Source organism: Paenimyroides baculatum (assembly GCF_008629655.1).
In the GTDB taxonomy this organism is placed as follows: domain Bacteria; phylum Bacteroidota; class Bacteroidia; order Flavobacteriales; family Flavobacteriaceae; genus Flavobacterium; species Flavobacterium baculatum.
This window is the reverse complement of the sequence record NZ_VWSG01000009.1, coordinates 74223-95483: the sequence shown is the minus strand read 5'-3', so window position 1 is coordinate 95483 and position 21261 is coordinate 74223. Positions and strand designations below refer to the sequence as shown.

23 protein-coding genes are annotated in these 21261 nt (G+C 35.3%); 17 read left to right on the top strand and 6 right to left on the bottom strand.

Annotated elements, in window-relative coordinates; all coding sequences use genetic code 11:
- The first annotated feature begins 9 nt into the window (after positions 1 to 9).
- The 5 genes from F0460_RS12230 to F0460_RS12210 all read left to right on the top strand — a co-directional run bounded on the left by F0460_RS12230 (position 10) and on the right by F0460_RS12210 (position 5763).
- A complete protein-coding gene (locus tag F0460_RS12230; protein WP_150013614.1) occupies positions 10 to 999 on the top strand; it encodes a hypothetical protein in 990 nt (329 codons plus the stop codon).
- Entirely contained in the window at positions 962 to 3295 is a 2334-nt protein-coding gene (locus tag F0460_RS12225) for a hypothetical protein (RefSeq protein ID WP_150013612.1), read from the top strand. Before F0460_RS12230 ends, F0460_RS12225 begins: the two co-directional genes overlap by 38 nt.
- A gap of 489 nt (positions 3296 to 3784) precedes the next feature.
- Positions 3785 to 4045, top strand: a complete 261-nt coding sequence (locus F0460_RS12220; protein ID WP_150013610.1) for an addiction module protein — start codon at positions 3785 to 3787, stop codon at positions 4043 to 4045.
- Entirely contained in the window at positions 4042 to 4335 is a 294-nt protein-coding gene (locus F0460_RS12215; RefSeq protein WP_150013608.1) for a type II toxin-antitoxin system RelE/ParE family toxin, read from the top strand. Before F0460_RS12220 ends, F0460_RS12215 begins: the two co-directional genes overlap by 4 nt.
- Before the next feature lie 72 nt (positions 4336 to 4407).
- The gene (locus F0460_RS12210) at positions 4408 to 5763 is read left to right on the top strand and encodes a UDP-N-acetylmuramate--L-alanine ligase (RefSeq protein ID WP_150013606.1); all 1356 of its coding nucleotides are present in this window, start codon (positions 4408 to 4410) and stop codon (positions 5761 to 5763) included.
- 63 nt (positions 5764 to 5826) lie between these two features.
- On the opposite strand, the gene F0460_RS12205 is transcribed toward F0460_RS12210, so the two are convergent.
- From F0460_RS12205 to F0460_RS12195, 3 genes are read right to left on the bottom strand one after another with little or no spacing between them, the layout of a single operon-like run.
- Positions 5827 to 6954, bottom strand: coding sequence for an adenylate/guanylate cyclase domain-containing protein (locus tag F0460_RS12205; protein ID WP_150013604.1), 1128 nt, complete (start codon positions 6952 to 6954; stop codon positions 5827 to 5829).
- A 15-nt stretch (positions 6955 to 6969) separates the two neighbouring features.
- Positions 6970 to 7182: a hypothetical protein gene (locus F0460_RS12200; RefSeq protein ID WP_150013602.1), complete on the bottom strand. Its 213-nt coding sequence runs from the start codon at positions 7180 to 7182 to the stop codon at positions 6970 to 6972.
- A 29-nt stretch (positions 7183 to 7211) separates the two neighbouring features.
- The gene (locus F0460_RS12195; RefSeq protein ID WP_150013600.1) at positions 7212 to 7652 is read right to left on the bottom strand and encodes a hypothetical protein; all 441 of its coding nucleotides are present in this window, start codon (positions 7650 to 7652) and stop codon (positions 7212 to 7214) included.
- 195 nt (positions 7653 to 7847) lie between these two features.
- Between F0460_RS12195 and F0460_RS12190 the strand changes: the two genes are divergently transcribed.
- From F0460_RS12190 to F0460_RS12180, 3 genes are read left to right on the top strand one after another with little or no spacing between them, the layout of a single operon-like run.
- Positions 7848 to 8948, top strand: a complete 1101-nt coding sequence (locus F0460_RS12190) for a sensor histidine kinase (RefSeq protein ID WP_150013598.1) — start codon at positions 7848 to 7850, stop codon at positions 8946 to 8948.
- Positions 8945 to 9661 (top strand): LytR/AlgR family response regulator transcription factor, encoded by a 717-nt coding sequence (locus F0460_RS12185; protein ID WP_150013596.1) that lies wholly within the window; start codon positions 8945 to 8947, stop codon positions 9659 to 9661. Before F0460_RS12190 ends, F0460_RS12185 begins: the two co-directional genes overlap by 4 nt.
- Positions 9662 to 9710: 49 nt before the next feature.
- Positions 9711 to 10337, top strand: coding sequence for a hypothetical protein (locus tag F0460_RS12180; RefSeq protein WP_150013594.1), 627 nt, complete (start codon positions 9711 to 9713; stop codon positions 10335 to 10337).
- Here the strand turns inward: F0460_RS12180 and F0460_RS12175 are convergent.
- Complete coding sequence (locus F0460_RS12175) at positions 10334 to 10990, bottom strand: DUF1287 domain-containing protein (protein ID WP_223810811.1); 657 nt, start codon at positions 10988 to 10990, stop codon at positions 10334 to 10336. The two genes, F0460_RS12180 and F0460_RS12175, sit on opposite strands and share 4 nt — an antisense overlap.
- 28 nt (positions 10991 to 11018) lie before the next feature.
- On the opposite strand from F0460_RS12175, the gene radC reads away from it, so the two are divergent.
- The 7 genes from radC (at position 11019) to F0460_RS12140 (ending at position 15761) form a co-directional block, all read left to right on the top strand.
- Positions 11019 to 11717 (top strand): RadC family protein, encoded by a 699-nt coding sequence (gene radC / locus F0460_RS12170; protein ID WP_150013592.1) that lies wholly within the window; start codon positions 11019 to 11021, stop codon positions 11715 to 11717.
- A 95-nt stretch (positions 11718 to 11812) separates the two neighbouring features.
- Positions 11813 to 12442: an ABC transporter ATP-binding protein gene (locus tag F0460_RS12165; protein WP_150013590.1), complete on the top strand. Its 630-nt coding sequence runs from the start codon at positions 11813 to 11815 to the stop codon at positions 12440 to 12442.
- Complete coding sequence (locus tag F0460_RS12160; RefSeq protein ID WP_150013588.1) at positions 12439 to 13704, top strand: ABC transporter permease; 1266 nt, start codon at positions 12439 to 12441, stop codon at positions 13702 to 13704. Before F0460_RS12165 ends, F0460_RS12160 begins: the two co-directional genes overlap by 4 nt.
- The gene (locus F0460_RS12155) at positions 13697 to 14161 is read left to right on the top strand and encodes a hypothetical protein (RefSeq protein WP_150013586.1); all 465 of its coding nucleotides are present in this window, start codon (positions 13697 to 13699) and stop codon (positions 14159 to 14161) included. Before F0460_RS12160 ends, F0460_RS12155 begins: the two co-directional genes overlap by 8 nt.
- Before the next feature lie 13 nt (positions 14162 to 14174).
- The gene (locus F0460_RS12150; RefSeq protein WP_150013584.1) at positions 14175 to 14657 is read left to right on the top strand and encodes a hypothetical protein; all 483 of its coding nucleotides are present in this window, start codon (positions 14175 to 14177) and stop codon (positions 14655 to 14657) included.
- The gene (locus F0460_RS12145) at positions 14657 to 15346 is read left to right on the top strand and encodes a YjjG family noncanonical pyrimidine nucleotidase (RefSeq protein ID WP_190304148.1); all 690 of its coding nucleotides are present in this window, start codon (positions 14657 to 14659) and stop codon (positions 15344 to 15346) included. Before F0460_RS12150 ends, F0460_RS12145 begins: the two co-directional genes overlap by 1 nt.
- A 1-nt stretch (position 15347) precedes the next feature.
- Positions 15348 to 15761: a hypothetical protein gene (locus F0460_RS12140; protein WP_150013582.1), complete on the top strand. Its 414-nt coding sequence runs from the start codon at positions 15348 to 15350 to the stop codon at positions 15759 to 15761.
- A 25-nt stretch (positions 15762 to 15786) separates the two neighbouring features.
- Here the strand turns inward: F0460_RS12140 and F0460_RS12135 are convergent, their stop codons facing one another.
- Entirely contained in the window at positions 15787 to 17064 is a 1278-nt protein-coding gene (locus tag F0460_RS12135; RefSeq protein ID WP_150013580.1) for a replication-associated recombination protein A, read from the bottom strand.
- 130 nt (positions 17065 to 17194) lie between these two features.
- On the opposite strand from F0460_RS12135, the gene F0460_RS12130 reads away from it, so the two are divergent.
- Both F0460_RS12130 and katG read left to right on the top strand, forming a co-directional pair.
- Positions 17195 to 17968, top strand: coding sequence for a rhomboid family intramembrane serine protease (locus F0460_RS12130; RefSeq protein WP_150013578.1), 774 nt, complete (start codon positions 17195 to 17197; stop codon positions 17966 to 17968).
- A 111-nt stretch (positions 17969 to 18079) separates the two neighbouring features.
- Positions 18080 to 20350, top strand: coding sequence for a catalase/peroxidase HPI (gene katG, locus F0460_RS12125; RefSeq protein WP_150013576.1), 2271 nt, complete (start codon positions 18080 to 18082; stop codon positions 20348 to 20350).
- A 153-nt stretch (positions 20351 to 20503) separates the two neighbouring features.
- Here the strand turns inward: katG and rlmB are convergent, their stop codons facing one another.
- Positions 20504 to 21241 carry a 23S rRNA (guanosine(2251)-2'-O)-methyltransferase RlmB gene (rlmB, locus tag F0460_RS12120; protein ID WP_150013574.1) on the bottom strand — a complete coding sequence of 246 codons (738 nt, stop codon included), beginning with the start codon at positions 21239 to 21241 and terminating at the stop codon, positions 20504 to 20506.
- Between the last annotated feature and the right edge of the window lie 20 nt (positions 21242 to 21261).

Genomic DNA, 21261 nt, shown 5'->3' with positions numbered 1-21261 from the left:
CTTTGCATTATGAAAAAGATTTGGTTGTTAATGTTGCTGGTTTCCTTATTGATAGCTTGTTCGGCAAAAACAGAAAAAATAAGCACGGCATTTTACTTTTGGCGTACAACGTTTAGTTTAACCCAAACAGAACAGCAGTATTTAAAAGATCTGGATGTCAAAAAACTGTACATTCGGTATTTTGATGTGGCTTTACAGAACAATGAAGCTATTCCTGTGGCTCCGGTAGTTTTTAATCAGAAACCATCGGGTTACAACATTGTTCCGGTTGTTTATATTAAGAATGAAGTTTTTCTACAAAACGGTGCTGCTGATAGTTTGGCGCTAAAAGTTTACAATTATATCCAACAGATTAATAAATCGGCAGATGTATCGGTAAACGAAATTCAGTTTGATTGTGATTGGAGTCTGAAATCGAAAAAAAACTACTTTCAGTTTATAGAAGACTTTAAAAAACTGCATCCTAATTTATCGGCAACCATTCGTTTGCATCAAATCAAGTATCCCGAAAAAACTGGCATTCCTTCAGTAAAAACAGGGGTGTTAATGTATTACAACATGGGCGTTATCAATGCCGGCGACGATAATTCCATCTACAGTCAAAAAACAGCAAAAAACTACATCAATTCGTTACAAAATTACAATCTGCCTTTAAATGTTGCCTTGCCCGTTTTTAGTTGGGGCGTGCACGTTCGAAGCAATCAGGTTACCAATTTAATAGGTGGTTTGCGTGTGAACGATTTAAAGGGAGATCAATTTGAAAAGACCAGAGAAAACCGGTTTAAAGTGGTGAAAGATATTGTTTTTAAAGGCAGATATCTTGCAAAAGACGATGAAATTAAAATTGAAGCTGTAAGTGCAGATCAGTTAAAGGAAATGATGCACGATATTAAAAAGAACAGCAAACACAAACCCAACGAAATTATATTTTACGATTTAAATGAAAATAATTTAAAAGCTTATGAAAAAGAAGATTTTAAAACTGTTAGCCGCTGGTAGCTTAACTGCTATATTAGGTTACGGAGCTTACGTTTATGCTTGTGCAGGAGGTGAGTGGGGAGCGGGATATACTTCTATATTTTCACCCGAAATTACAGTTAACAACAAAGAGTATCAACCGTTTTTTTACGATGATTACACTACTTTTTACAATGGATACAGCGTACAGTCGCCCGGCGATTTGTTCAAGGATGAAAACGTTGCAGATTGGACAAGTTATTTAAAAAAATACACACCCGAAACGGTTGAATATTATCTGTACAATAAAGAGTTAGATGTCCCTTTAAGAACAATAAGTCAGGCTAAAAATCCGGAAGCCGAGTTTAAAAAACAGAATTTTAAATTCACTTTGGATACATCTGACGAGAAAACGCAGAAATTTGTGCTGTTTGCCATGTTGGCGCGCGGTATCGAAACCTATTCTAACCAAACTTACAATTATTGGGATTATGACAATCGGGTGCAGCTAAATGCCGATACCGATTTTACCGGTAAAGTAGAAAATTTGTACAAGAAACAGGCGTCGCAAAAAGACGATTTCTTTAAAAACCGTATGTGGTTTCAGGTGGTTCGATCTAAATTTTATTCATCGGATAGAGCTTCGGTTATTACTTTTTTTAACGATACCCAGAAAGATCAGCCTAAAAACAATTTGTATTATCAGGCGTTAAGTTATGTGGGCGGCGCTTATAAAAATCTTAAAAATTACGAAAAGGCAAACGCCACTTTTGCACAGGTTTTTAATCAGTGTAAACCTATGATGCCGTCTGCACTTTTTGATTATAAACCTTTAGATGCCGCTGCTTTTAAAGCATCCTTAAATCAGGCGCCAAATCAGTCTGCAAAAGAAGCAATGTATGCTTTGCAGGGCTATTATACCAACGAATTCAGTGCCATGCAGGAATTGTATAAGCTAAATCCAAACTCGCCACATATCGATTTTGTACTATCGCGCTGGGTAAATATCAACGAGCAAAGTATCAATATTTATAACGAATACGAGAAGTTGGATATTGATGCCAAAAAGGTCAAAAAGGAACTGAAAGATAAGGTAAATGCAAGTGAATTAAAATGGATTAACGAAGTTGCGAACGATTCAAAAGTTCATAATCCGTACATCTGGAAAGCAACTGCGGCGTATTTTAATTCGTTGGCGGGCGATTATTCTAAAGCCGATAATTTGCTGAAAAGTGCACATACTTTGGCAGAAAATTCCAATCAAAAAGGACAGGTCCGCAGTTTGCGTTTGTTGAACAATCTTTTAAGTGTTGATCAGATCGATTTAAAAGCCGAAGGAAAACTGATCGAAGATGTAAACTGGTTGTTTTACGAAGAAACATTTCCGGTGAAAGATTATGTAAGCGAAGGCAGAACTGATTATCTGCAATCGTTTACAAAAAAATACATCAGTGCGCTTTATAAAAAACAAGGTGATGGGTTGATGTCGGAATTAACCTATCCGATTAAAGGATTCTTTAAAGATCAAAAGCAGAGCAACGCTATGGAAAAACTGTTGTTAAGCAGTCAGCGTTCGGCTTGGCAGGATATTTTTGTAGGAATTTATCCTTACAAATTGGCAGATATTTATGAAAGCCGCGGAATTTATCTGTTTTATCAGGATAAGATCGATGAAGCTATTGCAGAATTCGAGAAGATTACTCCGTTTGAAAGTAAAACCTATAATTGGAACAAAGAGCAGTACGAAACCGAAATGGTTGATTACAAAACGGCTCAATTTCCTGGAAATCCATTCAACGGAAAAATTAAAGATTGTAACGATTGCGATCATGCAGCAAAACAATCGGTAAAATACTCGCAATTGGAATTTCTATACAAGATAAAAGAAATGAAAGCTAAAATCGCTGCCGGCGAAGATGTGTACAGAAATGCACTTTTGGTTGGAAATGCCTTTTACAATACATCGTACTTTGGAAATGCTCGATTTTTTTATTACAACGAAATCATTAACGAATACGGTAACAGTATAAGCAATGAACATAGCAAAATGTTGTACGGTATGGAAAACGTGCAGAAATATTACAACATAGCAAAAAAGGCAGCAGCAGATAACGAACAAAAAGCTAAAATGGCGTATATGCTGGCTAAAACGCAACGCAACGATTTCTACTACAATAAATATTTTTCAACGACTACTTATTGGGGCTATCCCGATGGACCGGTAGTTCAGAAATGGCAAGGTTTTGTAGATTTGAAAACAAATTACAGCGATACCAAATATTACCAAGATGTAATTGCAGAATGTGGTTATTTCCGTAAATATTTAGGGTTGCAATAGTTTTTTAGAAAATAGAATATAGATAAAAGAGTAAAGACGGAATGTTTTTACTCTTTTTTGTTATTTTAGTTAGTCATTCCGACGAAGGAGGAATCTCAACTTATTAAATTAATAATGGAGATCGAAATAAAAATGCATATAAACTTACAACAGCAATTATAACGAAAGATAAGCTGATCCACTTTTGAGTACTTTTCTTCAATTTTAAAAAGTAAAAAAGGTTTACAATAAAAATTATCATAAGAATTACTATTGATAATTCAAATAAAATTGATCGAGAACCAGACTGCGCAACAAGTTGTCGTTTCGTGAAATCATTATTGTTAATGCAATAATAAAACACGAACATTAAAACACACGCAATATTTAAAATTATATGTTTCATGAAATGGGTTATAGTTCGTAGCAATGTAATTAAAAAAATCAGTAACTCCATATTTTTACCAATTCTCTAAAAATCATTATCTTTGAAAGAAATACATTAGAGCTATGGATACTACATTTCGATTTTCATCTGCAAATGAAATTACAGAAGAGTTTATAGAAAAACTAAAAAGTTTCTATAACGGAAAACCTGTGTCTATAACAGTTACTGAAGATTTTCAAATTCCACGTGTTAATGGATCTTTAATTCCAGAAGATTTTATCACTGAACTTACAGAAAGAAAAGAAGATTATGAAAACGGAAAAGTTCAAGGTTTGTCATGGGAAAATTGTAAAAAAGAATTGTTAGAACGAGTAAATAAATGAATTATCGTTTAGTAATTTTACCTAAAGCGCAGGCTGAAATGGCTGATGCTGTGGATTGGTATGAACTGCAACGAACTAAATTAGGTAAGCGTTTTATTTCATGTGTTGACAAATTGTTTAATATAATTTTGAAAAATCCGTTTCAATTTTCAGAGAAGACACCACCTTTTAGAGAAGCATTAGTAAGTAAATTTCCTTATTTAATCATTTATCAGGTAAATAATAACGAAATAATTGTTTACTCTGTTTTTCATACTGCACAAAATCCTGAAAGCTGGCAAAATATTTAGTTTTTCAGAAGTAATATTTCCCCTTTTCTATTCCCTTAAAAAAATGTAGTTTTGTTACTAAAATAAAAAACAATGCGCGTACATTTTATAGCAATAGGCGGCAGCGCCATGCACAATTTGGCTTTAGCCTTACATGATAAAGGTGATGTAGTTACAGGTAGCGATGATGCTATTTTTGAACCATCGAAATCACGTTTGCAGGCAAAAGGTTTGTTTCCGGCAGAGGAAGGATGGTTTGCAGAAAAAATTACCGGTGAAATAGATGCTGTAATTTTAGGAATGCACGCAAAAGCCGATAATCCTGAATTGTTAAAAGCGCAAGAATTAGGATCGAAAATTTATTCGTATCCTGAATTTATTTTTGAACATTCAAAGAACAAAACTCGAGTTGTTATTGGCGGATCGCACGGTAAAACAACCATTACTTCAATGATTTTGCACGTAATGAACTATCACAACGTAGCAGTCGATTTCTTGGTAGGCGCACAGTTAGAAGGTTTTACCAATATGGTGCATTTAACAAAAGAAAACGATTTCATTGTGATTGAAGGCGATGAATATTTATCATCTCCAACCGATTTACGTCCGAAATTTCATTTATACCAACCAAATATTGCCTTAATAAGCGGTATCGCATGGGATCATATCAACGTGTTTCCAACGTTTGAAAACTATGTAGATCAGTTCAAAATATTTATAGATAAAATTACAAACGGCGGAATTTTGGTTTATAACGAAGACGATGCCGTTGTAAAACAAATTGCCGAAGAAGCCGAAAAACCAATCCGTAAAATGCCGTATTCGTTACCAGAATATACCATTGATAACGGAATAACGTATTTGGAAACGCTAGACGGAGCAATGCCAATTGAAGTTTTCGGAGCGCATAATTTGAGTAATTTGGCAGGTGCAAAATGGATTTGCCAAAACATGGGAATCGATGAAGCCGAGTTTTACGAAGCTATTGCATCGTTCAAAGGTGCAAGTAAGCGATTAGAAAAAATTGCTGTTACTGAAACCGCAGTTGCATATAAAGATTTTGCCCATTCGCCAAGTAAGGTGTCGGCAACTACTCAGGCAGTTAAAAAACAGTATCCGCAGAAAAAGCTGATTGCTTGTCTAGAATTACACACGTACAGTAGTTTAAACGCCGAATTCTTAACGGAATATCAAGGAGCGTTAGATGCTGCCGATGTGGCCGTTGTATTTTATTCGCCCGATGCTGTTGCTATTAAAAAATTGGAAGAAGTTACAAAAGAACAGATAGAACAAGCGTTTAACCGTGAAAATTTAATTGTTTACACCAATCCCGAAGAATTTAAGTCGTTTTTACTGGTACAGGATTTTACCGATTCAGTTTTATTGCTGATGAGTTCCGGCAATTACGGCGGACTTAATTTTGATGAGGTTCAAAGCATTATAGAATAATTTAAAGCGACTAAAAAGTCGCTTTTTTGTTTATATTATTTTGTGTGTTGAACGATACAAGGATCACAAATAAAAATAATATTTCTTGTTTTCCTCGCACACTTTGTAAGCGGTTTGTATATCGTTTATGCCTTTTAAATGGTGCAAAGTAATCGGAGTTAAACCATACCAATGATCTTTTAGATTGTCTGAAAAATCTTCGGAAATTAAAATATCGGCATTGTGTTCTTTGCAGGTTTTCTGCAAGCGCGATCCTAAATTTAAGACGTTTCCGTGATAGGCAATTTCTTTTTTGTAATCGCCAACCAAAGCTGCAGAAACTTTTCCGCTGTGAACGGCACTGCGAAAATTAGGTGTTGTCTGGTATTTCTGCATGTAGAAATCGCTTTTACTTTCTAACAGTTCTTTGTAAGAAAAATAAAGGGCGATACATTTTTCATAATCGAAATTTTTAGAAACTTTCCACGTTATTACAGCTTCATCGCCGACAAACTGATAAATCTCGGCTCCGTATTTAAGTGTAATATCCGATAAATCCCAAAAACAATCCTGAATAAATCTGCTGAAATTCAAATGTCCCATTTTGTTGGCAATAACCGTAGAATCTTCCAAATCTAAAAACATAAAAACTCGGTTTTCTTCTTTCGGATGTCTGTAGGTGTTTTTAATAGTATTAATAAAGTATTTTCTACCCAAATTTCGTCGTAAAAGTATGATCAATCCTACCAAAAATTCGGTGACAAAGGCATATAGTAAAATGTTTATGGTTCCGGGATCGTTAAAACCCCAAATCATAAATTGGGTGTTCATAGAATATCCGTAAGTGGTAAGCAGCGCAAAATAAACTACGTGCGAAAGCAGACAGAAAATGATAATTCTAAATAAAATATTGAATAAAAGTTTCTGGGTTCGTTCAATGTAAGGATATACAAACACATGCAGAAATCCCAGTACAGAACCAAAAGTCAACCCAATGAAAAGTGCTGCCTGATACATAAGCTTTTTAGAAATACCGCTTTTTAGCTGATAAATTTCTACCAAAAAACTTTCAGGAATATCGTTAAACTTTAAGTAAACAAAAAACAGCGTAACAAAAACCCAAATGCCTACAATGTAGCAAACCTGACGTAAATTGTAGGCTAAATTATTGTTGATTTTATTTTTAAACCAGGCTGCGAAATCTTTAAACATGGGTGTATTTTTATGTTAATGTAATTCTTCGCACAAAAAACCGTAGGTATCCATCAACGTAACCAATTCGTTTGAGTCAAAATCAGAACCGTCAATACGCAGGATTTTATCGCAATCTTCCAGATCAAAATTAATTTTAAAGTGCGGATATTTCTGCTGCAAAACATTTTCCAACAAATGGTTTCCGTCTGTAGCATGTGTAACGTTTGTTTTAAAAATCTTTATCATGATCAATCGTCTTAAATTTAAAGCAATGGTTATTTTAACTGATGAAGGTTCGATTCAAAATAACTCAACAGGAAAATTTTACTGTAATAATCGGTTAAATGGTTATCTTCCATAAAATCAATAAACTTTTTAAAAGGTGTATTGATGGTTTCTTCAACAAAAACAAACCAAAAATCGTCTATGTTTGTCTGCGATCTGAAAAATTCCGACGAAAACGGAGTGTACAACCAAGGGTTAAAAGAATCTCTTTTCAGTTTCTTTAAATCACAAAACAAAATGCCGGTTTTAATGCCGTTATGTTCCATAATATTAATGTCGTATTCAATACAGCCCATAAACGTAAGCTGCGTGCTGTAACATTGGGTAAACAAACTAATATCGGCAATCTGCACCATTTTATCTTTCTTTTCCTCTTTGGTTAAAGTAGGGTCGATTCGTTCTAAAAATGTCTGAAAAGTATCAATATTCATAAACCTTTTGTTTAAATACAGGTGCAAAGGAATTAAATACAAGTACGTAAAATGCAGTTTTTAGATGAAACCCCACTTTTTTTATACCAAACAGAAATGTTAGTGGTTTTATATAATAAATTGGGCAGTTTGTATAATATAGGTAAGTGGTTGTAAAAGAAGCCTTAACTTTGTACTCTAAATTTTTTTGTATTGATGATTGCAGAATGCCAGGATTTCAGGGATAAAAAAGTATTGGATTTTTTGATAGAAAAACGTTACCGTATTAAACGCCATGTGCTTTTTTTAACGGTATTTTTCTTGATGCTTTGTTTTGGAAGCTTTATAGATTCGTACGGAACACCTTACGGATATTACGCTGCAGCAACGGTTTACATAATATTTGTAGTTATGTTTTATGTAAATATGTATGTGCTGGTTCCGTGCTTTTTGTTTAAATCAAAATACGTTCCGTATGCAATTTTTCTAATTCTATTGGCGGTTTTAGGTGTACAGATTTTAAGTTATTTTCACGAAAATTATTTTAACTTGTATTTGCATAAAGATTATTTGGAAGCACATAAATTAATGCACAAGAATAATACAAAAGCCGATTTTTACGGAGTGATCATTGTCTGTGCGTCGTTGATTTCGGTTTCAACCACCATAAAATTATTGCAGCGCTGGCTTAAAGACAACGAACGTATAACCGAACTAAACAACATTACGTTTGCTATGGAATTAAACGAATTGAAAAATCAGGTAAGTCCGCATTTTTTGTTTAATATGTTGAACAACGTAAAAGCGTTGATTCGTACAAATCCCGAAATGGCAAACACAGTAATTATTCGTTTGTCAGAATTTTTAAGATATCAGCTATACGAAAACAGTGGCGAAAAAACCATTTTAGCATCGGAAATTGAATTTATTTCGAACTTTTTAAATCTGGAACAAATCCGCAAAGACAATTTTAAGGTTGAAATTGAAAATCGTATCGATAAAAATACCCTGAATAGCACTTTTATATCACCCGGATTATTTACCGTTTTTATAGAAAATGCTATAAAACACAGCGTAGATCCCAATGGCGATGAAACGTTTGTAAAGATAACTATCGATATTAAAGACAAACAATTGCATTTTGTGTGTATCAATTCAAAATCTGAAGAAAACCAGCATCTTTCAAAAAATAAAAGCAACGGCTTGGGCTTGGCGAACATAAAAAGACGTTTGGAATTGCTGTACCGCAACAATTACCAATTAAACATTACCAACAACCAAAAAGAGTATATTGTTAATTTAACCATTCCGTTATGAACTGCATTATAGTAGACGATGAACCTTTGGCACGCGAAGAACTGCAGGCACTTTTGGGAGAAGTATCGAACATTGAAATTAAAGCAAAATTTTCTACAGCCCTAAAAGCGTTAGATTTTATTAAGGAAAATAATGTTGATTTGATTTTTCTCGATATCGAAATGCCTTTAATGAACGGTTTGGAATTTGCCATGCAGATACCCGAAAAAACGCTGATTATTTTTACAACCGCATATCCGCAGTATGCACTGAAAAGCTACGAATTTGATGCGATTGATTATTTACTGAAACCAATTGATGTTAACCGATTAGACAAAGCCGTTAAAAAAGCCACTTTATATATAGATTTACTTGCCGAGCAAAAGAATACGATAGAATCAAACACCACCGACTTTTTATTTATAAAAGCCGACCGCCGTTACCATAAAATTTATTTCAAGGATATCTGGTTTGTAGAAGGCTTAAAAGATTACGTGATTATTCATACCCAAAATCAAAAGCTTATTACGGCAATGAATTTAAAAAGCATCCACCAGAAATTGCCCGAAACGTATTTTCAGCGTGTAAGTAAATCGTATGTTATAAATTTAGATTATATCGATTCGTTTACCAATCACACGCTTTATATTAACGATGCCGAAATTCCTTTGGGCGATGTTTACAAAAAAGATTTTTTCGATAAATATTCTAACGGATCTTTGAATATTGATTAAGGAAAGCAACATTTTTGTTGCTTTTTTTTATATTCGTAAAAACATTTTTATGAGGGTGTATGCCGAAGAAGGTTTAAGTATTGTTGAGGTTCTGCCCGAACCACAATATAAGTTTTATAATATTATAGACAAAGGATTGTTTGTTATTCTACCCTTATTAGGAATAGTTCTATTTTTCCATAAATATCTTCCTGATTTTGTTGCAATTTTTATCTTTATTTTAAGTGTTGTTTATTATATGGTTTACTTTTTCTATATACAAGTAGGTAACATGTTTAGAAGTCAAAATATAACTTACAATACTTTAGGTAAAATACATTTTTATATGAATTCTGTAGAGATTTTAAAAAGACGATATGATTTGTTTGAAATTGAAAATATGGAGTTTACTTGTGTTGATTTTGAGGATAAATATATTGGTGGTGGGAATTTGTACAGTCCAGTCAGTTCTGCAGGGATTTATAACTTTTTGTCTATTCGTTTTGCAGATAAAACGGTTGTAAAATATCAATTTAAATTATTGAATGAAATTCACATGTTTTCCTTTAGAAAAGAATTAATTCATTACTATAAATTGGGATTAATCCGCGAATTAAATCTTCATGATATTCTTGGTAATCATAGTTTTGAAAGCAAAAGCGATTTTAGAAAGCATAATCCAAGATATAACGCTTAACCCTCATAAACAAAATGCCCCACAATAGTGTATTTAAACAAACAGTCCTCTAAAACTTGTCCGCCGCCAACGTTGTGAACAATCAGTCTGCGTTTACCGTCTTTCGATAATTTGTTGGTAACAATGCCAATATGCGGTAATTTATCGTTAATCATCCAAGTAACAATGGCTCCTGTTTTATAATCATCAGCATTTTGAGTGACCTTTAGTTTCTTACCTTTTCTGGTAAAAAAAGTTTCTAAATTAGGCACACGTCGGTGATCAATATTGGTATCGGTTTTAGTTGCACCCCAATTTTTCGGATAGATGCTAAAATTCGCACACATATCTTCATGCACTTCTTTTTGCAGATCGATTCCTAATTTCCTGTACGATCTAATCACCACATCGGTACAAACTCCAGTTTTTGCAGGCACATCGCCATTCGGATAACTGATGCTGACATAATCTGGCGTGTATCGAACCGAAGGATCAATTATTGAGAGAGCCTTTTTTGAAAGTTTTCTCCTAAAATCTGAAACATCGTCGTTAATTGTATCTTTTTTGATGGTTGTTTCGTCAGATGAAAATATAGCAACATCAGCACCTTCCTGGCTTTTCAAAGTACACGAAGTAATCACAGCAGAAAACATCAAAAACAAAAATACTTTCATATATTTATAAAACGTTAATTAGTTGGGCATGAGTAACGAAGGTAAACATTTCTCCATAAAAAATTGGTCTGAAGACGATCAGCCGCGCGAAAAATTATTGTACAAAGGTAAAAGCTGTTTGAGTGATGCCGAATTAATTGCCATTTTAATAGGGTCGGGAAGCCGTAACGAAAGTGCAGTTGATTTGTGTAAACGCATTTTACAGCAAAATAGTAATCAGTTGCATCAGTTGCAAAAACAAAGTATTCAACAGTTAATGCAGTTTAAAGGCATTGGCGAAGCAAAAGCAATAACCATTGTAGCCGCGTTAGAACTAGTGAAGCGTTTACAGTTATCAGAAACCAAAGAACTTACAAAAATTGGATCTTCAGAAGATGTCTGCAAACTAATGCAGCCAATAATTGGCGATTTACCGCACGAAGAATTCTGGGTTTTATTGTTGAACAACAGCAATAAAGTAATTTACAAATTGCAGTTAAGCAAAGGTGGCTTAACCCAAACCATTGTTGATATCCGAATGTTGTTTAAAACTGCTTTGGAACATTTGGCAACTGCACTAATTTTGGTTCATAACCATCCGTCGGGACAATTAGTTGCGAGTGGTGCCGATAAAGATATTACGCAGAAGATTAAACTCGCAGGCAATAGTTTGGATATTAAACTGCTTGATCATTTAATTATTACCCAAACCGGTTATTTTAGTTTTGCCGATGATGATATTTTGTAGAACAAATCTATAAACTTTAAACCTGAAACAAACCTAAACTGTTATTAAATCCGCAGAATATTCACTATCTTGCATACCGTTTAAGAATATATAAAATGATTAAAACGCAAAACGTTACTTTTTCCTATTCGGCTACGCAAAAATTTCATTTTCCTGATATCGATTGTCCAAACGGACAAACTTTGTTGGTTACAGGAAATTCGGGTACAGGTAAAACCACTTTACTGCATTTGCTGGGTGGTTTGTTGCAGCCAACCGCAGGTAACATCACTATAAACAATCAGGATATTTTACAGTTAAACGCAGCTAAATTAGATGCCTTTCGTGGACAATCGATCGGAATGATTTTACAGAAATCGTTTTTTATCGAAGCACTTTCGGTTTTAGATAATGTTGTGCTGGCATCGTGGATTGCTAAAAAATCAAAAGCCAAAGAAAAAGCCTTAAGCATTTTGGATAATTTAGGATTGAAAGATCACGTTCATAAATTGCCAAGTCAATTAAGTATAGGACAACAACAGCGCGTAAACATTGCTCGAGCGTTAATAAACAATCCGTCGGTAATTTTGGCAGATGAACCAACATCGAGTTTAGATGATGAAAATGCTTTAATTGTAGCCCGATTATTGAGCGATTTAGCAAAAGAATACCAATCTTCATTAATTATTGTAACACACGATCAACGCTTAAAATCATTGTTTAACCACCAAATCACCTTGTCATGATTAGTAAAATAGCATGGAAAAATACGTGGTTTAAGCCGCTGAATACGTTTTTAAGCATCATACTTTTAACCGCGTCGGTTTCAATTATATCGATATTGATTTTGCTTCAAAAACAGTTCGAGGAAAAATTTTCCTCATCAATGGATAATATCGATTTGGTGTTGGGAGCAAAAGGAAGTCCGTTGCAATTGATCCTTTCGTCGGTTTATCAGATCGATGCTCCTCCGGGAAATATTTCGTACACCGAAGCCGAAGCGTGGATGAACAAACCAATGGTAGAAAGTGCGGTTCCGCTGGCTTATGGCGATAATTATTTGGGGTATAAAATTGTAGGAACCACCGAAAATTACACCAAACATTTCGATTTGAAAATTCAGCAAGGAAATTTATTTGCTAAAGATTTTGAAGTGGTGGTAGGATCTAACATTGCGGCAAATATCGGCTTGAAAATTGGTGATACCTTTTTTGGAACACATGGCGATGTAGAAGAAGGCGAAGTGCACGATCACCATGCGTATAAAGTGGTGGGAATATTGGTTCCGTCTGGTAAAGTTGCCGATCAGTTAATTTTGACAAACATTGCATCGGTTTGGCACATGCACGACCATGAGCACAAAGGTCATGCCGAAGAGGCTCATAATCATTCTGCCGAAGAACCACACGTTCATACAGAAGGTGAGGAGCATCATCACGAAGAAGTCAATCCACACGAAGGAAAAGAAATTACAGCAGTTCTTTTAAAATTGCGCAACAATATGGCTAAAATGACCTGGCCAAGAATTATTCCTCAAAATACCGAAATGCAGGCAGCCTCACCGGCTTTAGAAGTGAACCGTTTATTTGCTTTGTTCGGTGTGGGAATTTCGGCATTAACCTATTTAGCATATGGCATTATGTTTATTTCAGGCATTAGTATTTTCGTTGCATTATATAATACGTTGAAAGAACGCAGATACGAATTTGCGTTGCTTCGCATCACCGGAGCTACCAAATTTCAATTATTATGGTTGGTTTTGCTAGAAAGTATCTTTTTATGCACGATAGGTTTTATTCTTGGTATTGTATTTGGTAGAATCGGATTGTATTTCTTATCCGTTTCATCACAAGAAGAATTTAAAATGGCATTTGATCCGTTTGAATTTTTATGGAAAGAAGAAGGAATGTTATTTGTAGCCACATTAGCCGTAGGAATTGTAGCCGCAATTATTCCGGCAATTAAAGCGTATTCGTTAAACATATCAAAAACGTTGGCAAATGCTTAAAAAGATAATCATTGCAGTTTATTGTGGATTAGCCGTTTTTTTAATGAGCTTTTCTACTAAAAAGGCTAAATCTTTTGCGGAAATTAATGTTCAAGATCAGCTGACTGAAGTCACTTGGCAAATGTTAGGCAGAATGGGAGGCAGCTTGCGAGTTATGCAAAATTATGGTGATGTTATTAAGGAGTCATTACAAGGCAAAAAGATTAAGATAAGCGGTTTTGTAATTCCTTTAGATAGTAAATCGTACGTATTAAGTAAGAATGTGTATTCGCACTGTTTTTTTTGCAATAAAAATGCTGGTATCGAAACACTAATGGGAATTCAGTTTAAAAACAAAACACCACGTTTAAAAACCGATACTTATATTACGTTAGAAGGAACATTTTTTTATAACGATAAAACTAAAGACGATTTAATTTTTAATATACAAAACGCAGTAATTACCAATAAAAAATAATAAAATAGATCACATGTTAAAAAAAATATTCGTTGCAGCTTATTGCGGATTAGCCGTTTTTTTAATGAGCTTCTCGGTGAAAAATACAACAGAAAAACCATCGGAATTATACTATCAAAACCCAACCGAAGTCACTTGGAAATTATTAGGACAGATTGATTTCATTAAAAAGAAAAATCCGCATTACGGCGAAGTAATGTATCCAATGGTAAATGGAACGTTAAAAGCGTTGCAAGGTAAAAAAATCAAAGCTTCGGGCTTTATTGTGCCTATCGACAGTAAATCGTACGCATTAAGTAAAAATGTTTTTGCGCAGTGTTTTTTCTGCGGAAATGCCGGTCCTGAAACCATTATGGGAATTAAGTTTAAAGGTAGTACGCCGCGATTAAAAACCGATACCTATGTTACTATGGAGGGTACGTTTAGATACAATGCAGACGATATCGACGATTGGATTTACCATATTGAAAATGCCGTTATTACACATCAGAAATAATGATACAAAAGGAATATATTACCGATTTGTTTTTTGATCTGGATCATACCATTTATGATTTCGATAAAAATTCTGCATTAACTTTTCAGGCAATTTTTACCGAGATGCAATTAATTGGTGTTGATAATTTTATGACAAATTTTAAACCGATTAACGATTCTTATTGGGAACGATTTTCGAAAGAAGAAATATCGCGTGATTTTCTGCGCTATGGCAGATTAAAAGATACTTTTGATGCAATTGATGTAAAGATTAGCGATGATCATATCTATTACATTGCAGATGAATTTATCGGTAAACTGCCTAATTATAATCATGTTTTTGATGGTGCTTATGAAACGTTAGATGTATTGAAAAACAATTATCGCTTGCACATTATTACCAACGGACCTGATGTTGTTCAAGAGAGAAAACTGAAAAATGCCAATTTAACAGCATATTTTCAAACAATAACAAATTCCGAAATAGCAGGAGTGAAAAAACCGCATCCGCAAATTTTTCAACATGCCTTAACAACCGCAAAGACTAAAGCCGAAAACAGTTTAATGATTGGCGATAACATAAATGCCGATGTTCACGGTGCATTAAATGTAGGTATGCAGGTTGTCTGGTTTAACGAATTTAAATTAGAAAATACCATTGGTGTGGCAGAAGTACAACAATTAAATCAACTTTTAGAGATATTATAAAATGAAGAAATTTTTATTTTTAATGCTTTTCGCATGTTTAGGTTTAGGCATGCAGGCACAAGGTTTGAACGCTAAATATGTTCAAATGAAAAAGGTTTATAATTTTCAGGAAGAATTTAACGAATACCGTGTAAATTCTTTTTTAAAACATAAATTAGAAGAAGCCGGTTATACCGTTTTTTACGACGATCAGGAATTACCGCAAGAAGCAAAAGCAGATCCTTGTAAGGTTTTAAAATGTAACGTAGAGCGCGGAAAATCAATGACTGCTACTAAATTAACAGTAACTTTGATTAACTGCAAAAACGAACAAATTTTTACAGCAAACGGAGAAAGTCGTGTGAAATTACGTTCAAAATCTCACGTTGATGCGTTGAAAAATGCTTTAGAATATTCGGCTTTAAACAAGAAATAAAAAACACTTCAAAAGAAGTGTTTTTTTAATAATTATATTTTCCCTGCCAACGCTGATGTAAAAAGTCTTTGGTTTGTTTTTCACGCGCATTTTCTCCGGGTTCGTAAAAAGGTGTGTTAACTAAATCGTCTGGTAAATATTCCTGATAGGTAAAATTTCCCGGATAATCGTGGCTGTATTTATAATCTTCGCCGTAACCCAATTCCTTCATTAATTTGGTCGGAGCGTTTCGTAAATGAATCGGAATTGATAAATCTCCCGTCTGTTTTACTGCTGCTTGTGCCTTGCCAATTGCCATATAACTGGCATTGCTTTTTGGCGATGTTGCCAAGTAAATAGCACACTGACTTAACAAGATTCTACTTTCGGGGTAACCAATAACCGATACTGCCTGAAAAATATTATTCGCCATAATTATTGCCGTTGGGTTTGCCAGACCAATATCTTCAGAAGCTGAAATAACTAAACGACGTGCAATAAATTTTAAATCTTCACCACCTTCAATCATTCGGGCTAACCAGTAAACAGCTCCGTTTGGATCACTTCCACGAATCGATTTTATAAAAGCCGATATGATATCGTAATGTTGTTCGCCAGTTTTATCGTACAAAACAGTATTTTTTTGGACAATCTGTAGTACTTTTTCGTTGGTTATTTCAACGGTTTCATCACCAATCGAATTTACAATCAATTCAAAAGTATTCAGAAGTTTTCTACCGTCGCCACCTGAAACTCTGAACAAAGCCTCGTTTTCTATAATCGAAATATTTTTTTCTTTCAGTTCCTCATCAACAATTAACGCACGATTCAGTAACTCCTCTAAATCTGCTTTTGTAAACGCGTTCAACGTGTAAATCTGACAACGCGAAAGCAATGCGGGAATTACTTCAAAACTCGGATTTTCGGTTGTAGCACCAATCAGTGTAATCCATCCTTTTTCAACAGCAGCCAATAGTGAATCTTGTTGCGATTTGCTAAAACGGTGAATTTCATCAATAAATAAAATAGGATTTTTGGGTGTAAATAAACCGTTGTTTCCTTTGGCTTTTTCAATAACTTCGCGTACATCTTTAACACCGGCATTTATCGCACTCAACGCATAAAAGGGTCGTTTACTTTCTTGTGCAATAATCTCGGCTAAAGTCGTTTTTCCTATTCCTGGTGGTCCCCAAAAAATCATCGACGGTATAATGCCGCGTTTAATACTTTGCGTTAAAATACCCGTTGCACCAACCAAATGATCCTGACTAATATAGTCTTCTAATGTTTTTGGGCGAATACGTTCTGCTAAAGGTGCTTTCATATCGTAAAATTATAAAATAGATTATGTCGTAGCAAAAAAATATGTATTATTTAAGTTGTTGTGAAATATGACGTATTCTGCCAAAAAGGCAGTCTTTTTTATTTGGGTTTATTTTTGATTTCATTCCTTCATGGAAATAGATCAGTTAAAATATCGTCCGCAAGTTTTTTGGATTCCGTTTGTTTCACTTTTGGTGATCTGGTTGGTTTATTATTTAGATTGGCGTTATTTTTTCGAGCTTAATAATTTCGGAATCGTTCCAAGAACATTTAAAGGTTTGCGCGGTGTACTTTTTTCGCCATTTTTACACGGATCCATTCAACATTTATGGAACAACACCTTGGCACTTTTGGTCTTGCTTCCGTTAATCTGTTATTACTACTATAAAAACTGGCAAACTCTTATTTTCGGCGGAATCTTATTATCGGGAATAGGTACGTGGCTTATCGCGAAAACAGGAACGCACATTGGAGCCAGCGGATTAATTTACGTTTTAACAGCTTACATGTTTTTTACGGGAATTCGCAGTAAACAATACCGTTTAATGGCAATTTCGTTTTTAATGATTATTTTGTACGGCGGGTCGGTTTGGTATATGTTGCCCGATATTGAAGAAGGAATTTCATGGCAAGGTCATTTGGCGGGCTTCATTTCTGGATTTCTTCTTTCGTATATTTTGAAAAGACCACAGTTCGAACCCGAATATAAATACGATTGGCAACATCCCGATTACGATGAAACAAAAGACGATTTCATAAGACAGTTTGATGCCACAGGAAATTTCAATCCGCAACCTTTGTTAAGGAAAGATTCCGAAGGATATCTTTACAACGACACCTTTCACCGTAAGAACAATTCAATCCATCAATCATACATTATAAAAGAAAATACGTTGCAGAAATAGTATCGTGCAGTTAAAAAATCTATAGTTTAATAGATTTTTAATATCAACCCAAATGGTAATTGCCTGTTTTATTAGTAATTTTATAAAAGAACTATAAAACAACTACAAGCAATGGAAAACGCAGGAAACGATATCAGTAAATGTCCGTTTCATAACGGAACTACAAGTAATCCGGTTGCCGGCAAAGGAACAACAAACAATGACTGGTGGCCTAACCGATTAAGAGTTGATATTTTACGTCAGCATTCTTCAAAGTCCGATCCTATGGGCAATGATTTTAATTATACCGAAGAATTTAAGAAATTGGATCTGGAAGCTGTAAAAAGCGACCTTAAAAATTTAATGACCGATTCGCAAGACTGGTGGCCGGCAGATTTTGGTCATTACGGTCCGTTGTTCATTCGTATGGCTTGGCATAGTGCGGGAACGTATCGCGTGCAGGATGGTCGCGGCGGAGCAGGAGCAGGACAGCAACGTTTTGCACCTTTAAACTCTTGGCCCGATAATGTTTCGTTAGATAAGGCTCGAAGATTGTTATGGCCGATCAAACAAAAATACGGACGCCAAATTTCATGGGCAGATTTAATGATTCTTGCCGGAAATATGGCATTAGAATCTATGGGTTTTAAAACATTGGGATTTGCCGGTGGTCGTGCCGATGTTTGGGAGCCTGATATGGATGTATATTGGGGAAGTGAAAAAACGTGGCTGGGAGGCGATGTTCGATATGCACAAGGATCCGAAGGTGTTGCTGAAAATCACGGAGTAGTTTCTTCAGACGATGATGCCGATGGGAAAATTCATACCCGCGATTTAGAGAATCCATTGGCGGCAGTTCAAATGGGATTAATTTACGTGAATCCTGAAGGGCCAGACGGGAATCCTGATCCGTTAGCTTCTGCAAAAGATATCCGAGATACGTTTTCGCGTATGGCAATGAACGATGAAGAAACGTTAGCTTTAATTGCAGGCGGACATACTTTTGGTAAAACGCACGGAGCCGCATCTGCAGACCATGTAGGCGACGAACCCGAAGCAGCTGAGTTGGAATTACAAGGCTTGGGTTGGCAAAACAACTACGGGACAGGTAAAGGCGGTGATACCATTACATCTGGCTTGGAAGTTACCTGGACAAGCAAACCAACCGAATGGTCTAACCTGTTTCTTACCTATCTTTTTGGGTTTGAATGGGAATTAACGAAATCTCCGGCTGGTGCGCATCAATGGGTTGCAAAAGGAACTGGAAATATTATTCCCGATGCACATGATCCTTCTAAAAAACATCGCCCAACAATGTTAACTTCGGATATTGCGTTACGTATGGATCCTGCCTACGAAAAAATAGGAAGAAGATTTTTAGATAATCCTGATGAATTTGCTGATGCCTTTGCAAAAGCGTGGTTTAAATTAACACACCGTGATATGGGGCCACGCGACCGCTATCTGGGTGCCGATGTTCCACAGGAAATTTTTACATGGCAAGATCCGGTTCCTGCGGTTGATCACGAGTTGATTAATGAGGAAGATATCGCACAGTTGAAATCGCAATTAAGTGCGTTAGATTTATCGGTTTCAGAATTAGTAGGTACAGCCTGGGCTTCTGCGTCAACTTTTCGTGGTTCGGATAAAAGAGGCGGAGCAAACGGAGCACGTATTCGATTGGAACCTATGAAAAACTGGGAAGTTAACAATCCCATTCAGTTAAATAAAGTGTTAACGGCTTTAGAAAACGTTCAATCAGATTTTAATGCAACAGGAAAAAAAGTTTCGTTGGCAGATTTGATTGTTTTAGCTGGAAATGTAGGAATTGAAAAAGCGGCAAATAATGCCGGTTTTAATATCGAAGTTCCTTTTGCTTCGGGTAGAACAGATGCTTCGCAGGAACAGACAGATGTTGAATCGGTAGCTTTTTTAGAACCAATTGCAGACGGATTCAGAAATTACCGTAAAAACATTATTAAATCAGTATCAACCGAAGAATTGTTGATAGATAAAGCGCAATTGTTGACCTTAACTGCTCCGGAACTTACTGTTTTATTGGGTGGATTACGTTCGATCAATATTAATTTCGACGGATCTAAAAACGGAGTGCTGACAGATCGTCCGGGACAATTAACAAACGATTTCTTTGTGAATTTGTTAGATATGAATACGCAATGGAAAGCAATGGGAACCGATAAAGAAGTTTATTTGGGAACAGATCGTAAAACCGGAACTCCAAAATGGACAGGCACGCGTGCTGATTTGGTTTTTGGATCGAACTCTGAATTAAGATCCATTGCCGAGGTTTATGCAAGTGCCGATGTGCAAGAAAAATTTATAAACGATTTTGTTTCAGCTTGGAATAAAGTCATGAACGCAGATCGCTTCGATTTAAAATAAAATAGATTTTAATGAAAAAAGCTCTCTTTAAATTTAAAGAGAGCTTTTTTTATATTCCTGTTGTCATGCTGAACTTATTTCAGCATCTCATAAAAATTATTTGATAAATGCGATCCCGTGTCAAGCACGGAATGACAAGCTAAATAATGAAACTTACAAACGTTGTCTAACAGCTTCGTATAAAAAAGCGCCACAAGCAACAGATACGTTTAATGATGAAATAGTTCCGTACATTGGTAACTTCGCTTTTTCATCGACAATTTTTAAAACCGACGGGTTTACACCTTTATCTTCAGATCCCATAATAATGGCAATTCCTTTGTTAAAGTCAATATCGTAAATGTTGTTTTCGGTTTTTTCGGTAGCAGCAACTGTTGCAATTCCCGAACCTTGTAAGTAAAAAACAGCATCTTTAATGTGATCCACCTTACAGATCGGAATATTAAAAACCGCACCTGCCGATGTTTTTACCGTATCGCCGTTTACCGGAGCCGAACCTTGTTTTTGAATAATAATTCCGTCAACACCCGTACATTCTGCCGTACGAATAATCGCACCAAAATTTCGAGCATCGCTCAATTGATCCAAAATTAAAAACAACGGATTTTGTTTGTTCTCCAACACACCTTCAACCAATTGTTCCATCGTAACAAATTTAATCGGCGCGATAGATGCAACTGCACCTTGATGGTTGTTGAATTTGCTTAATTTGTTCAGTTTTTCAACCGGAACATACGAAAAATTAACGTTGTTTTTCTTCAACGTTTTCATAAGCTCCTGCATTAAATCGCCTTGAGCTTCTTTTTGTATAAATACTTTATCTATTTCCTTTTCCGCGTTTATCGCCTCGATAACTGCACGAATTCCAAATATTTGATGTTCATTTTGCATAGCGCAAAGATATTACTATA